This is a genomic window from Actinoplanes teichomyceticus ATCC 31121 (genome assembly GCF_003711105.1).
GTDB classification, from domain to species: Bacteria; Actinomycetota; Actinomycetes; order Mycobacteriales; family Micromonosporaceae; genus Actinoplanes; species Actinoplanes teichomyceticus.
Genome location: NZ_CP023865.1, coordinates 4,322,924 through 4,336,473, shown reverse-complemented (window position 1 = coordinate 4,336,473; position 13,550 = coordinate 4,322,924). Strand labels below are relative to the sequence as shown.

The window sequence follows — 13,550 nt, the reverse complement described above, 5'->3', positions numbered from 1 at the left end:
CCCCTATCCTCGCTTGTCGTCGACGGTCCGGCGCAGGCTCGGCCGCGGCGAGCCGGGTGCGGTCACCACCGGTCCGTGCCGCAGATACTGCTTGCGCGCCTCGGTCACCAGCAGCGGGGCGGTGCGCTCGAACTCGGCGACCGTGCGGACCGGGCTGACCCGGGGCAGGCCGGCGGTTCGCAGGATACCGGTGAGCGCTCCGGTCGCCGCCGACGCGCTCGCGACGACCAGCGCGATCACCCAGCCGGGCAGTCCGGTGACCGTGGCGCGCACCGTCTCCGGGCCGGCCCCGGCGTCGATCAGCAGCACGCACGGCCGCCGCCCGGCCTGCCGGCGCACCTGGTCGGGCGGCGCCTGCAGGGCCGGGACGCCGAGCCGCTCGGCCGCCGCCAGCACCCGGCCGGCCAGCGCCGGCAGGTCGTACCCGGAGCCCTCGGCGGCCAGCAGGGACACCAGCAGCGCCGGTTCGCCGGTGTCCGGCGGTCGCGGGACCGGCGGGGCGGCCGCCGACGGGGCCAGCGGCGACTCGTGGACCACGGCGGCGATCCGGTCGGCGAACCGGGTCACCAGGTCGCGGTACGCGTCGCGGTAGACGCTGAGCATGCACAGCGCGCGCATACCGTTCTCGGAGTACTCCACCGACTTGCCGACCAGGCCGAACGCCTCGTCGACCTCGGGGCGCGCGGCCCACGGCGGCAGCGGCGTCCAGACCACCGGCACGATGTGGCGGGCCGCCTCGGCCGGGGCGAACCCGCGCAACCGGGACCGGAACGAGGTCAGCTCGGCCACGGCCCACGAGTTGTTGAAGTACTGCGGCGAGTACAGCGGGACGAACACCTGGGCCTGCCCGAGGGCCGCGGTGAGCTGCTGCTTGCTGTCGGCGCCCGGGGCCAGCTGCCCGTCGTGGAAACCGCCGTCGCCGGTGCGGGCGTGCACGGCGTCGGACAGGGCGTCGAAGAACCGCCGCACCCAGGGGTCGGGGGCCCCGCCGCCGCGGGCCGCGTGCGCGTGACTGAGGTAGAAGATCACGTCGGGTCCTCCCCGAACTTGGTGGGCAGGCCGCGGAAGTCGACGTCGTCGTCGATCTCGACGTCGTGCGTCCAGAACGCGTCCGCGATCCACTGGGCCAGCTTCCACACCACCGCCTCGTACACCTCCAGGCCCCGTTCGCCGAGTTGCAGCAGGCCGTACAGCCCCTCCCGGTGGTACAGCCGCGCCATCTCCGGGGCGGGCAGCCCGGCCGGGGTGAAGAACTGCACCGCGGCGATCTCGCCGGGCAGCTGCTCGATCGGGAACGGGGTCCAGGACACCGGGATGATCGGGGTGGCGCCGTGCGACGACTTCGCCTTCGGGAACTTGCGGTGCGGGCGGCGGGCGAAGGCGTGCCATTCCCGGGCGCACCACTCGCTGCCGCCGAAGCGTGGCGAGATCAGCGGGACCAGGACCTGGCAGTGGCCGATCGCGTACGCCAGGTCGTCGGACCAGCGCTGGCCGCCGTCCAGCTCGGCGTCCATGAAGCCGGCCTCCTGCCCGGCCTGCAGGCCGAGCAGCTCGTCGACGTGCCCGTACAGCGTGTCGTAGAACTCGCGGACCAGGTGCGCGTCGCGCTGCGCCCGGGCCCGCTGCGGGCGGTGGGCGTAGCTGATGAAGAAGACCGGCGTACGGGAACTCGAGGTCATGCTCCGCTCCCCAGCTCGCACGCTCCTCAACGGTGGAGGTTCACGATATCGACCGCGGGCGAGTCCGGACACCCCGGCGAGCGTCCACGATGCTCGGTCATCCAGCCGACCGCGAAATCGACGGCGGCCCGGATCTCGAACAGCCGGGTCCGGGCGTTGCCGACCCGTCCGGCGCGCACCACCCCGGTACCCTCGAACGCCGCGCCCAGCAGCGGGAAGTCGTGGTCGTCCAGGTGCGGGGCGAGGAAGTCGACACGGCGGCGCCCGCCCCGCTCGTCGCGCACGTAGCAGCGGTGCGCCCGGCGCCGCGGCGGGGTGGGCAGGCGGTACTCGGCCAGGTGGAACGCGGTGCAGTGGTCGTAGCCGACCCCGATCATCAGCACCGTCGCGTCCGCCGCGTACAGCGCGCCGACCGGGGACCGCTCACCCAGGTGACAGTCCAGGTCGTGCACCGCGGTCAGCTCCCGTGCCCGCGGCCCGAGCGCGCTGAACGAGGTGTGCGGGTGCCGGCTGCGCAGGGTCCCCGGGTGCCGGCGTACGTCCTCGGCGAGCAGCCCCATCTCGTGCGACGGGCTGGTGTCCGGGTCGAACGGCTCGATGGCGTCCTCCCAGGCCGCCCGGGCCGCCGCGGACTTGCCGGCGGTCGCGCGGCGGTACTGGTCCGAGGTGTTCGAGTTGCCGGCCGTGTGCGTCGGCACCACCAGCGTGCCGCCCGGGGTGAGCACCCGCTGCAACGCCCGGCGCAGGGTGGCCGGGCCGTCCGGCAGCCAGCCCACCTCGTGCAGCGAGCAGTGCGCCAGCACGGTCGCGCCCGGTCGCAGCCCGGCCCGGCGCAGGTCCTCGGCCAGGTCGTGGTTCACCATCGGTCCACGGTGCCACGCATCGCGGTGGCGAACCGTACCCCGGCCGGGGTCAGGAAGGCGGCGCCGAGCAGCCGGTCGAGCACCACGTCGAGCCAGCCGCGCAGCTGCGTGAAACGGGCCGCGGCGGCCGGGCCGGGGCGGCGGCGCCACACGTCGGCGACCGCCAGGAACGCGTACGTGCCCTGCAGCACGCCCTCGGCCGGGCGCGGGTCCGGCCGCCACGGCACCGGCAGGCGGCGCGGGTCGCGCGCGTCGAACATCGGGCAGACGTCCAGCACCGCCCCGAGCTTGAGGTGCTGCACCTCGTGGACCAGCAGCAACGCCAGCGCGTCCGGGTCCTCCGGAGTGGCCGCGACCGCGCCGAACGCGGTGCGCGCCGAGCCGGCCCGCTGCGTGCCGGTGCCGTCGTGCCGCAGCGGCACGATCGCGCGCAGCGTGGCGGCCAGGCCGGGCAGGTATTCCGGGGCGTCGGCGCGCAGGCCGGCCACGGCGCCGTCGAGGCGTTGCTGCCAGGCGGCGGCCGCGGCGTCGTCCAGCCGGCCGGTCAGCGGCAGCCCGGGATAGGCGTCGCGCAGCGGGTCGGTGTCCTCCAGCAGCACCGGCGGGCCGTCGCCGAGGCGCAACCGCCGGGCCGGCAGCCAGCGCGCGGACGGCCGGTCCAGGCGTACCGTCACGTCGCCGGCGTGGAACCCGCCGGCGAACGTGCGGACCTCGGCCACCGGGTCGCCGTCCGGCCAGCGCAGGGCGCCCAGCGTCGGCAGGGCGAGCAGGCCGTCGTGGACCGGCACCGCCAGGCGGATCTCCGCGCCCGCGCGGATCGCCGCGGCGGCGGCGACACCGGCCAGGTGGGCGGCGTCGCCGCGCCGGACGAACGGATGGGTGAGCACCGCCCGGACCGCCTCGGGCGCGGTCTCGTCGAGCGCGACCAGCTGCGCCCAGCCGGGCGGCGGCGTGCCCGCCGGGCCGTGCGCGGCGAGGGTGACCAGCCGGGCCCGGACCATGGCCTCGTGGACCGGCGCGAGCTGGGCGAGCGCGTCCGCGCCGCCGGCGCCGCCGGCCAGCTCGTCGCGCACCCAGGTGGCCAGGGCGTCCCGATCGTCCATGCCGTCGATCAATTCCTTCAGGTCGGCGCAGTACACCGACGGGTTGTCGAAGCCGGTCCCGGTGCGGAACCGGTGCGCGAACTGGCCGCCGCCGCAGCGGTCCACCACGTCGCAGGCCCGGCAGGTGGCGCTGAGCCCGGCCAGTCCGGTCTGCCGGACGGCGATCATCGGGTGGGCGGCCACCTCGTCGACCGGGGAGGTGAAGACGTCCAATCCGGTCGCGGCCGCCCCGTCGTAGGCCACCTTGAGCGAGTCGACCTGCTCGTAGGAGCCGTCGGTCTCGATCACCACCAGGTCGGCCGGGCCCAGCCCGACCGCCTCCGCGCCGACCGTGCCGGGCGACAGCAGGGCGTCGAACAGGCGGATCGGCACCGGCCGGCCGTCGGCCGTCCACCGGCGGAACACCGCCGACAACCAGCGCGCGTACGGCGTGGCCCCGGCCCCCGGCGGCGGGTTGTCCCAGGTGGCGTGCGGCAGCAGGAAGTCGATCCGGGGCGGCTGCTGGGCCAGCAGCGCGTGGTACACCCGCAGCGGGTCGTTGCGCAGGTCGACGGTGCACAACAGGCCGGCGTAGGCGGCCCGGTTCGGCTCGGCGCGCAGCAGCGACAGGGCGCGCAGCACGTGCCGGTGGCTGCCGCCGCCGTGCGCGAACCGGCGGTGCCGGTCGTGGGCGGCGAGGTCCCCGTCGAGCGACACGCCGATCCGGATCCGCCGCCGCTTCGCGATGTGGCAGATCTCCTCGGTCAGCAGCACCCCGTTGGTCTGCATCCGCAGGTCCAGCCGCGGGCCGACGATGGCGTGCAGCTCGGCGGCGATCTCGTCCAGGCGGCGGGCGCCGACCAGCAGCGGCTCACCGCCGTGCAGCACCACCCGCACGGTCGGCAGGCGGTGCCGCTCGGCGTGCTCGGCGATGCGCCGCGCGACGGCGGTCACGGTGGCCGGCTCCATCTGTGGAGGCTGCCGGCGCCAGCCCTGGTCGGCGTGCTCGTAGACGTAGCAGTAGTCGCACTTCAGATCGCACCGGCTGGCGATCTTCAGAACGTACTGGCTGATCGGGCTAGATGGCGGAGCCAAAGAGCGCCGAGTCGATCCGGCCGCGCTCGGCCTCGTCACGGGTCTGGGCCCGGGCCACCTCGGCCGCCCGGCGCGGGTCGATGCCGCCCAGCGGCGTGCGGCGCAGGTCCTCCAGCGGCGCAAGGTCCCGGCGTTGGTCCTCGATGAGATCCACGTTCCTGCTCCCAGAGGCTCGACGACAACAGCCCAACAATAGAAGACCCTCGACGTGTTGTCACCGCGCCGCGGGCCGGGCCGGTGCGGCCGCGACGCGCACCCCGGCGCGTGGCACGCGGGTCCGGCGGCCGGCCGCGCGGCGGAGGTGTGGGATCCGCCTCCCGCGGGTGGGGAAACTTGATTAATTCCAGAAAAGCCGACTATGGTCATCGGCATGACGGCCGGCTTCGAGGCGCAGCTTCGGGCGGTCTCGTTGCGTGTGACCCGGCCGCGGCTGGCGGTGCTCACCGCGCTGCGTGACCACCCCCACATCGACACCGACACGGTGATCGCGCTGGTGCGCGAGGATCTCCCTTCGGTCTCCCACCAGGCGGTCTACGATGTGCTGCGTGCGCTCACCGACACCGGTCTGGTGCGGCGCATCCAGCCTGCCGGCGCGACCGCCCGCTACGAGATGCGGGTGCGGGACAACCACCACCACGTCGTGTGCCGTTCGTGCGGTGCGATCGCCGACGTCGACTGCGCTGTCGGCCATGCCCCCTGCCTCACCGCCTCCGACGACTACGGCTTCCTGGTCGACGAGGCGGAGGTCGTCTTCTGGGGCACCTGCCCCGATTGCGTGACCAACCGCACTCCCGAGTGATCCGCCAGTTCGGAAGGAAACAAATGAGCGACATCCAGGACAACGCGCCGGCCAGCGCGCAAGGCGTGGACAAGAAGGCGGCGGCCGGGTGCCCGGTCGCGCACGACTCCGTGACGTCGCAGGGCAGCGAGAGCGAGAACCCGGGCATCTCCTCGCCGACCCCGAAGACCGGCGGGCGCCCGCGGAGCAACCGGGACTGGTGGCCCAACCAGCTCGACCTGTCGGTGCTGCACGCCCACTCCAGCAAGGGCAACCCGCTGGGCCCGGACTTCGCGTACGCCAAGGAGTTCGCCAAGCTCGACGTCGAGGCCCTCAAACGCGACATCATCGAGACGCTGACCACCTCGCAGGACTGGTGGCCGGCCGACTTCGGCCACTACGGCGGCCTGATGATCCGGATGAGCTGGCACGCGGCCGGCACCTACCGCATCCACGACGGCCGCGGCGGCGCCGGTGACGGCGGGCAGCGGTTCGCCCCGCTCAACAGCTGGCCGGACAACGCCAACCTGGACAAGGCGCGCCGCCTGCTGTGGCCGGTGAAGCAGAAGTACGGCCAGAAGATCTCCTGGGCCGACCTGCTGGTGCTGGCCGGCAACGTGGCCCTGGAGTCGATGGGCTTCAAGACCTTCGGCTTCGGCTTCGGTCGCGTCGACGTCTGGGAGCCCGAGGAGATCTTCTGGGGTCCGGAGGACACCTGGCTCGGCGACGAGCGCTACGTCTCCGACAAGGAGATGGCCGCGGACGTCGGCGCCACCGAGATGGGCCTGATCTACGTCAACCCGGAGGGCCCGCGCGGCAACGCCGACCCGTTGGCGGCGGCGCACTTCATCCGGGAGACCTTCGCCCGGATGGCGATGAACGACGAGGAGACCGTCGCGCTCATCGCCGGTGGGCACACCTTCGGCAAGACCCACGGCGCCGCGGTGGCCAACGACCACGTGGGCCCGGAGCCGGAGGCCGCCCCGCTGGAGGCGCAGGGCCTGGGCTGGCTCAGCACGCACGGCGCCGGCAAGGGCGGCGACACCATCACCAGCGGCCTCGAGGTCACCTGGACCGACAAGCCGACCGAGTGGAGCAACCGCTTCTTCGAGATCCTCTTCGGCTACGAGTGGGAGCTGACCACCAGCCCCGGTGGCGCCAAGCAGTGGGTCGCCAAGGACGCCGAGGCGATCATCCCGGACGCGCACGACCCGTCGAAGAAGCACAAGCCGACGATGCTGACGACCGACCTGTCGCTGCGCGTCGACCCGGTGTACGAGAAGATCTCCCGCCGCTTCCTGGAGAACCCGGACGAGTTCGCGCTCGCGTTCGCCAAGGCGTGGTACAAGCTGCTGCACCGTGACATGGGCCCGGTCAGCCGCTTCCTCGGCCCGTGGGTGCCGGAGCAGCAGCTGTGGCAGGACCCGGTGCCGGCCGTCGACCACCCGCTGGTCACCGACACCGACGTCGCCGCCCTCAAGGCGAAGGTCCTGGAGTCCGGCCTGAGCACCGCCCAGCTGATCTCCACCGCCTGGGCCTCGGCGGCCAGCTTCCGCTCCACCGACAAGCGCGGTGGCGCCAACGGCGCGCGCATCCGGCTCGAGCCGCAGCGCAACTGGGAGGTCAACCAGCCGGAGCAGCTGGCCACCGTGCTGGCCACCCTGGAGGGCATCCAGCAGGAGTTCAACGCGGCCGGCGGCGCGAAGATCTCGCTGGCCGACCTGATCGTGCTGGCCGGTTCGGCCGCGGTCGAGAAGGCGGCGCGCGACGCCGGCGTCGAGGTGACCGTGCCGTTCCACCCGGGTCGCACCGACGCCAGCCAGGAGCAGACCGACGTCGAGTCGTTCCGGGTGCTCGAGCCGCGCGCCGACGGTTTCCGCAACTACCTGCGCCCGGGTGAGAAGACCCAGCCGGAGGTGCTGCTCGTCGACCGCGCCTACATGCTGAACCTGACCGCGCCGGAGATGACCGTCCTGCTGGGCGGCCTGCGCAGCCTCGGCGCGAACTTCGGCGGCTCGCAGCACGGCGTGCTGACCGACAAGCCGGGCGCGCTGACCAACGACTTCTTCGTCAACCTGCTGTCCCCGGGCACCCGGTGGAAGGCGTCGGAGTCCGAGGAGCACGTGTACGAGATCCGCGACCTGGCCACCGACCAGGTGAAGTGGACCGCCACCGCGGTGGACCTGATCTTCGGCTCGAACTCGCAGCTGCGGGCTCTCGCCGAGGTCTACGCCAGCGACGACGCCCGCGAGAAGTTCGTCACCGACTTCGTCGCGGCCTGGGTCAAGGTCATGGAGCTGGACCGCTTCGACCTGGTCTGATCCCCGCACATCCGTAACCGCCCGGCCGATCCGTGATCGGCCGGGCGGTTAGGGTGTCGATCATGCGCGTTGCGGTGTTCAGCACAAAGCCGTATGACAGCCGGTTCCTCAGCGAGGCCAACCACGAGGCCGGGCACGAGCTGACCTTCCTGGAACCCCGGCTCACCCCGGACACCGCGTCGCTGGCGGTCGGCTGCGACGCGGTCTGCGCGTTCGTCAACGACGATCTCGGCGCGCCGGTGCTCGAGCGCCTCGCCACGGCCGGGGTGCGGATGGTCGCGCTGCGCTCGGCCGGTTACAACCACGTCGACCTGGGCGCCGCGCGCCGGCTGGGGCTCGCGGTCACCCGGGTGCCGGGCTATTCGCCGTACGCGGTGGCCGAGCACTGCGCGGGTCTGGTGCTGGCGCTCAACCGGCGCATCCACCGGGCGTACAACCGGGTGCGCGAGCACAACTTCGCGCTCAACGGGCTGCTCGGCTTCGACCTGCACGGCCGTACCGTCGGGGTGGTCGGCACCGGCAAGATCGGCGTGTGCTTCATCCGGATCATGGCCGGGTTCGGCTGCCGGGTGCTGGCCACCGACCCGTACCCGGCGCGGGAGGCGATCGAGGCGGGCGCCACCTACGTGCCGCTGGAGACGCTGCTCGCCGAGTCCGACGTCGTCACCCTGCACTGCCCGTTGACCCCGGAGACGCACCACCTGATCGACGAGTCGCGCATCGCGATGATGCGCGAGGGCGTCATGCTGATCAACACCAGCCGCGGGGCCCTGGTCGACACCGCGGCGGTGATCCGGGGCCTGATGAGCGGCCGGATCGGCCACCTCGGACTCGACGTGTACGAGGAGGAGGCGGCGCTGTTCTTCGAGGACCTCTCCGACCAGGTGCTCAGCGACGACCTGTTCACCCGCCTGGTCTCCTTCCCGAACGTGCTGATCACCGGCCACCAGGCGTTCTTCACCGAGGACGCGCTGCGCAACATCGCGGCCAGCACGATCGGGAGCCTGACGGCGTACGGCCGGGACGGCTCCACCGCCGGCATCGCGCCGGACGCGCTGGTCCACTGACCTTGCCGGCCCGGCGGCGCCTCCGGCCGCTGCACCGCCGCCGGGCGCGCCCGCCGCGGCGGTGTTCCAGCGGCCCGCAGCGGCATCGTCGCTCGGCGGCCGGTCGGGTGGCGGCCTTTCCGTGCGGCCAGGCAGCCGCTAGGTTGGCCGGGCAGGAGAGCGCTCTCATCCCCGTCGCACCGGTTCCGCGGAGGCCCGTCATGGACAGCATCACCAAGAACCGGCAGCGCCCGGACGTGCTCCAGGCGATGATCGAGCGCGCCTACGGGCCGGGCGAGGTCCCGGCCGGCGGCGACTGGTGCAGCGAGCTGGGCCACGGCTGGTTCAACGTCGCCTACCGGATCCGGCTGCGCTCCGGACGCGAGGTCGTTCTCAAGATCGCCCCGCCGCCGGCCGTGGAGGTGATGACCTACGAGCGCGGCGCGATGGCCACCGAGCTGACCGCGCTGCGCCTGATCCGCGAGCACACCACCGCGCCGGTGCCGGCCGTCGAGTACGCCGACCGCGGCCACCGGCTGTGCGACGCGGACTGGTTCGTCATGCCGTACATCGACGCGGACAACCTCGGTATGTTGCGCGACCGGCACACGCCCGCCCAGCGCGCCGCCTACGACGAGGCGCTCGGCGCGCTCAACCGCGAGCTCAACACCATCCGCGGCGCGGCCTTCGGCCCGCTGGCCGGCCCGGGCTTCCCGACCTGGCGGGCGGCCTTCACCCGGATGATCGAGGACGTGCTGGGTGACGGCGAGCGCCGCGACGTGGACCTCGGCCACGACTACCGGATGGTGCGCGAGGTGATCGCGGCGCACGCCGGCGCGCTCGACGAGGTGACCGAGCCGCGGTTCGTCGAGTGGGACATGTGGGACAACAACGTGATGGTCCGGGACGGCCGGATCGTCGCGATCATCGACCATGAGCGGGCCCTCTTCGGCGACCCGCTGATCGAGGCCGGTTTCACCGGGAGCGAGGTGCCCGCGTACGGCGACTCGTCGGCGTTCATCCGCGGTTACGGCCACGGCCCGTCGACCCCGGACGAGCGGGTACGCCGCCGCCTGTACTGCCTGTACCTCGCGCTCATCATGACGATCGAGACGGCGTACCGGAACTTCCCCGGCACGGACAACTACGACTGGGCCCGGAAGCGGCTGGACGAGACGATGGCGCTGTTCGACCGCGCCGGGTGATGACGCCACGGTGGCCGCACCGGTCGATGCGGCCACCGGGCCGGCGCTCGCTCAGGTGGTGTGCAGCACCGCCACCGGGCACGGGCTGTGGCGCAGCAGGCGCTGGCTCACCGAGCCGGCCAGCAGGCCCCGGACCGGGCCCAGGCCGCGACTGCCGGCCACCAGCAACTGCGCCCCGGCCGCGGCCCGCTCCAGCGCGCCGCCCGGATCGTCCGGTACGGCCTCGGCCCGCACCTGCAGCCCGGGATACGCGTCCCGGATCTCGGTCACCAGCGCGTCGAACGGCTCCCGCAGCGAGGCGGGCACCGTGCGAGCCGCCCACGACGCGTCCTCGAACAGCCCGGTCACCGGCGGCCAGGCACGGATCACCCGCAGCGGCACGCCCCGGGCCAGCGCGTGCTCGGCCGCGAAGCGCAGCACCGCGGCCGCGGCGGGGGAGTCGTCGACCCCGGCGACCACCGGGGCGGCCGGGTCCGGGTCGCCCCGGGCGATCACGACCGGGCAGTGGGCGTGGGCGCCGACCGCGGCGGCGACCGAGCCGAGCAGTCCGGCCACCGCGCTGTGCCCGCGCCCGCCGACCACGAGCAGGGCGGCGTCGGCGGAACGTTCGATCAGCGCCGGGGCGGCGTGTGCGCGGATCCGTACCCAGTCGGCCTGCACCGCCGGGTGGCTGCGCTCGGCCTCGGCCACGGCGCGGCGCAGCATGGTGGCGATGGCGTGCTTGATCGACTGGTCGGTGGCCAGGACCGGGGACGGCATCAGCCAGAACGGCCACTCGTCGGCGTAGACGAACTCCACCGGCAGGCCGGTGCGCTGCGCCTCGTCGAGGGCCCAGTCCGCGGCCGCGCGGGCGTCGGACGACCCGTCGTACCCGATGATGATTTTCATGGTGTCCTCCTCGTCGAGGTAACCGGTTCGCGCGGGTGCCGGGACCGCGGGTCAGCCGCGGGCCCTCACCGGGTGGGCAGGACGATGGTGAGCGGGCAGGCGGTGTGCCCGATCAGGGCGGCCGCGGTCGCGCCCAGCGTGCGGGCCGTGCCCAGCGCCCCGGTGGCCGCGACGACCAGCAGCGCGGCGTGGTGGCTGAGCGCGGACAGCGCGTGCGCGGGATGCCGGTCCCGCCGGATCTCCCGCCGCACCGCGGCCGCCGTGCCGGCGTCCAGATCGGCGTAGCAGGTGGCGTCCAGCAGCAGGTCCGGGTACGGCCGGTGGCCGTCCCACACGTGCACCGCCCGCAGCGGGAGGCCGAGTTCCCGGGCGCGCCCGGCGGCGTGCTCCAGCACGGCGTGCCGGGCGTGGTCGTCGGTGATCGCCGCGAGCACCACGGCGCCGGGCGGATCCGGCGTACCCAGGACGTCCACCGCGCCGTGACAGGGGTCGGCCCGCAACGCCCGGCGCCCGCCGGGCGGCAGCCGCAGGCTGACGGCGGCGGCGAGACAGTCGAGCCGGCTTCCGGAGAGTTCCGTACGCACAGTGATCACCTCACGGTTTTCCGCGACCGGACGAGGCGGCGCACACCGGGAGCGGCGACGGTGCGTCCGGCGGCTCCGCGGCCAGTCGCCGCCGTCCGGCCGGCCCGGCCACCCGGTGTCCGCCTCACCCGTATCGTCCCGCTCGCTCAGGCGCCCGGTTAAGGGCCTAACGGCCTGGTCACGGCGGGTGCGGGCGGTGTCGCGGGGCCCCGGGCGCCGGAGTGCCCACGGCGCTGCGGCAGGCTGGTGCGATGGACGTCGAGGAGATCACCACCGAGACGGTGCGGCCGGTGGCCCGCGTCGTGCTCGGGCAGCGCTGGACCGACCTGGCTTTCCTGCACTGGCCGGTGGACCCGGCCCGGGTCGCGCCGCTGCTGCCGGCCGGCACCGTTCCGGACGTGCTCGACGGGGTGACCTACGCCGGGGTGATCGGCTTCCGGATGGAGCGGTTCGGCTTCCTGCGCGGGCCGGGGGTGCCCTACCTGGGCACGTTCTGCGAGACCAACGTGCGGCTGTACAGCGTGGACGGGCGGGGGCGGCGGGCCGTGGTGTTCCGGTCGCTGGAGGCCGAGCGGCTGATCCCGGTGCTGGTCGCCCGGGTGAGCCTGCGACTGCCGTACATGTGGGCGCGGATGCGGCTGACCCGCGACGGTGACCAGCTCGCCTACGTCTCGCGCCGCCGCTGGCCGGGACCGCGCCCGGCGGTCAACCGGATGCGGATCCGGGTCGGCGAGCCGATCGCCGAGCCGTCCCGGCTGGAGCATTTCCTCACCGCCCGGTGGGGGCTGCACACCCGGGCGTGGGGCCGCACCCGGCACCTGGCCAACGAGCACCCGCGGTGGCCGCTGCACCGGGCCGAGCTGCTCGACCTCGACGACACGCTGCTGGCGGCGGCCGGCCTGCCCGGCATCGACACGCCGCCGGTGAGCGTGCTGTATTCCCCGGGCGTGCCGGTCACCTTCGGCCCGGTCGCCACCTGACGGGCCCGGTCGCGGTCCGGCCCGGCCGTGGTGCGCTGGTCCCGGCCGGTGACGGTCCGACCGGCCGTGGGGCGCTGGTTCCGCCCGGCTGCGGTCGGGTCGGGTATCGCAAACCGGCGCCGGCTGCGGTCGGGTCGGGTATCGCAAACCGGCGCCGGCTGCGGTCGGGTCGGGTATCGCAAACCGGCGCCGGCTGCGGTCGGGTCGGGTATCGCAAACCGGCGCCGGCTGCGGTCCGGCCGGGCACCGCAGGCCGGCGTCGGCTGCGGTCCGGCCGGCGGTGGCGCCGGTCGCGGGCGCGATGATGGTGGCCATGGGCCGATCACGAACCAAGCCGGCGCCGTCCGCGCCGGTCACCGCGCGCGGGCGGCGGACCCGGGACGCGCTGGTCGCGGCCGGCCGCGAGCTGCTGGAGACGCGCGGCTGGCCGGGTTTCACGCCGGAGCAGGTGGCGCAGGCGGCCGGGGTCTCCTACGGCACCTTCTACACCTATTTCGAGTCCAAGGACGACCTGCTGCGCACGGTCGTGCGGATGGTGGCCGAGGAGATGTTCGCCGAGAGCCGGGTGGCGCCGGACACGGCCGGCGACCCGTACGCCCGGATCGTCGCCGCCAACCGCGGCTACCTGCGCGCGTGGCGCAACGCCTCCCGGGTGCTGCGCCTGGTCGAGCGGGGCGCGGACTCCGACGACACGCTGCGGCGGCTGCTGCTGGAGGTCCGGGAGCTGTACGTGCACCGGGGCGCCGAGGGCCTGCGCCGCCTGCAGGAGGCCGGGCTGGCCGACCCGGGGCTGGACCCGCGGATGACCGCGATCGTGCTCGGCGCGATGGTCGAGCAGATGGCGCACGTCATCTACGCGCTGCGGGAGCCGTTGGAGGAGGAGGCGGTGGTCGAGCACATGTCGAAGCTGTGGGCGGCCGCGATCGGTCTGCGCGCGCAGGCTTGACAATTTTGTCAGATTGCCTAACGTGACCCTCACCACAAGCGAGGGGAGCCGGGCTTGGTGCGATCGATCCGCGTCGGCAACTG

The 13,550-nt window shown here is 74.0% G+C and carries 13 protein-coding genes; 6 read left to right on the top strand and 7 right to left on the bottom strand.

What is annotated here, in order from left to right:
- Window positions 1-3: 3 nt before the first annotated feature.
- The 5 genes from ACTEI_RS19170 to ACTEI_RS38445 are packed head-to-tail and all read right to left on the bottom strand — an operon-like array spanning window position 4 to window position 4,873.
- Window positions 4-1,029 (bottom strand): TIR-like protein FxsC, encoded by a 1,026-nt coding sequence (locus ACTEI_RS19170; protein ID WP_222942285.1) that lies wholly within the window; start codon window positions 1,027-1,029, stop codon window positions 4-6.
- On the bottom strand, window positions 1,026-1,679 hold the full coding sequence (locus ACTEI_RS19165) for a TIR-like protein FxsC (RefSeq protein ID WP_122978910.1): 654 nt from the start codon (window positions 1,677-1,679) through the stop codon (window positions 1,026-1,028). The genes ACTEI_RS19170 and ACTEI_RS19165 overlap by 4 nt, the downstream gene beginning before the upstream one ends.
- A 26-nt stretch (window positions 1,680-1,705) precedes the next feature.
- Window positions 1,706-2,542: an AAC(3) family N-acetyltransferase gene (locus tag ACTEI_RS19160; protein ID WP_122978909.1), complete on the bottom strand. Its 837-nt coding sequence runs from the start codon at window positions 2,540-2,542 to the stop codon at window positions 1,706-1,708.
- Window positions 2,536-4,719, bottom strand: coding sequence for an FxsB family cyclophane-forming radical SAM/SPASM peptide maturase (locus tag ACTEI_RS19155; RefSeq protein WP_239082417.1), 2,184 nt, complete (start codon window positions 4,717-4,719; stop codon window positions 2,536-2,538). The genes ACTEI_RS19160 and ACTEI_RS19155 overlap by 7 nt, the downstream gene beginning before the upstream one ends.
- Complete coding sequence (locus tag ACTEI_RS38445) at window positions 4,703-4,873, bottom strand: hypothetical protein (RefSeq protein WP_164466021.1); 171 nt, start codon at window positions 4,871-4,873, stop codon at window positions 4,703-4,705. The genes ACTEI_RS19155 and ACTEI_RS38445 overlap by 17 nt, the downstream gene beginning before the upstream one ends.
- Before the next feature lie 216 nt (window positions 4,874-5,089).
- On the opposite strand from ACTEI_RS38445, the gene ACTEI_RS19150 reads away from it, so the two are divergent.
- The 4 genes from ACTEI_RS19150 to ACTEI_RS19135 all read left to right on the top strand — a co-directional run bounded on the left by ACTEI_RS19150 (window position 5,090) and on the right by ACTEI_RS19135 (window position 10,069).
- Window positions 5,090-5,518 carry a Fur family transcriptional regulator gene (locus ACTEI_RS19150; RefSeq protein WP_122982256.1) on the top strand — a complete coding sequence of 143 codons (429 nt, stop codon included), beginning with the start codon at window positions 5,090-5,092 and terminating at the stop codon, window positions 5,516-5,518.
- Window positions 5,519-5,541: 23 nt separating this feature from the next.
- Window positions 5,542-7,818 carry a catalase/peroxidase HPI gene (gene katG / locus ACTEI_RS19145; RefSeq protein ID WP_122978908.1) on the top strand — a complete coding sequence of 759 codons (2,277 nt, stop codon included), beginning with the start codon at window positions 5,542-5,544 and terminating at the stop codon, window positions 7,816-7,818.
- A 62-nt stretch (window positions 7,819-7,880) separates the two neighbouring features.
- On the top strand, window positions 7,881-8,885 hold the full coding sequence (locus ACTEI_RS19140) for a 2-hydroxyacid dehydrogenase (protein ID WP_122982255.1): 1,005 nt from the start codon (window positions 7,881-7,883) through the stop codon (window positions 8,883-8,885).
- A gap of 200 nt (window positions 8,886-9,085) precedes the next feature.
- Window positions 9,086-10,069, top strand: a complete 984-nt coding sequence (locus ACTEI_RS19135; RefSeq protein ID WP_122978907.1) for a phosphotransferase family protein — start codon at window positions 9,086-9,088, stop codon at window positions 10,067-10,069.
- A gap of 51 nt (window positions 10,070-10,120) precedes the next feature.
- On the opposite strand, the gene ACTEI_RS19130 is transcribed toward ACTEI_RS19135, so the two are convergent.
- Window positions 10,121-10,957: a universal stress protein gene (locus ACTEI_RS19130; protein WP_122978906.1), complete on the bottom strand. Its 837-nt coding sequence runs from the start codon at window positions 10,955-10,957 to the stop codon at window positions 10,121-10,123.
- A 65-nt stretch (window positions 10,958-11,022) separates the two neighbouring features.
- Entirely contained in the window at window positions 11,023-11,541 is a 519-nt protein-coding gene (locus ACTEI_RS19125; protein WP_164466020.1) for a universal stress protein, read from the bottom strand.
- Between the two features lie 251 nt (window positions 11,542-11,792).
- Between ACTEI_RS19125 and ACTEI_RS19120 the strand changes: the two genes are divergently transcribed.
- Window positions 11,793-12,521: a YqjF family protein gene (locus tag ACTEI_RS19120; RefSeq protein ID WP_122978904.1), complete on the top strand. Its 729-nt coding sequence runs from the start codon at window positions 11,793-11,795 to the stop codon at window positions 12,519-12,521.
- Between the two features lie 313 nt (window positions 12,522-12,834).
- Window positions 12,835-13,467 (top strand): TetR/AcrR family transcriptional regulator, encoded by a 633-nt coding sequence (locus tag ACTEI_RS19115; RefSeq protein WP_164466019.1) that lies wholly within the window; start codon window positions 12,835-12,837, stop codon window positions 13,465-13,467.
- Window positions 13,468-13,550 lie beyond the last annotated feature (83 nt).

Excerpts from the sequence above, each read along its gene's own strand:
- ACTEI_RS19150 (WP_122982256.1), top strand. The coding sequence starts at position 5,090 with ATGACGGCCGGCTTCGAGGCGCAGCTTCGGGCGGTCTCGTTGCGTGTG.
- ACTEI_RS19130 (WP_122978906.1), bottom strand. The coding sequence starts at position 10,957 with ATGAAAATCATCATCGGGTACGACGGGTCGTCCGACGCCCGCGCGGCC.
- ACTEI_RS19165 (WP_122978910.1), bottom strand. The coding sequence starts at position 1,679 with ATGACCTCGAGTTCCCGTACGCCGGTCTTCTTCATCAGCTACGCCCAC.
- ACTEI_RS19135 (WP_122978907.1), top strand. The coding sequence starts at position 9,086 with ATGGACAGCATCACCAAGAACCGGCAGCGCCCGGACGTGCTCCAGGCG.
- ACTEI_RS19160 (WP_122978909.1), bottom strand. The coding sequence starts at position 2,542 with ATGGTGAACCACGACCTGGCCGAGGACCTGCGCCGGGCCGGGCTGCGA.
- katG (WP_122978908.1), top strand. The coding sequence starts at position 5,542 with ATGAGCGACATCCAGGACAACGCGCCGGCCAGCGCGCAAGGCGTGGAC.
- ACTEI_RS19140 (WP_122982255.1), top strand. The coding sequence starts at position 7,881 with ATGCGCGTTGCGGTGTTCAGCACAAAGCCGTATGACAGCCGGTTCCTC.
- ACTEI_RS19120 (WP_122978904.1), top strand. The coding sequence starts at position 11,793 with ATGGACGTCGAGGAGATCACCACCGAGACGGTGCGGCCGGTGGCCCGC.
- ACTEI_RS19115 (WP_164466019.1), top strand. The coding sequence starts at position 12,835 with ATGGGCCGATCACGAACCAAGCCGGCGCCGTCCGCGCCGGTCACCGCG.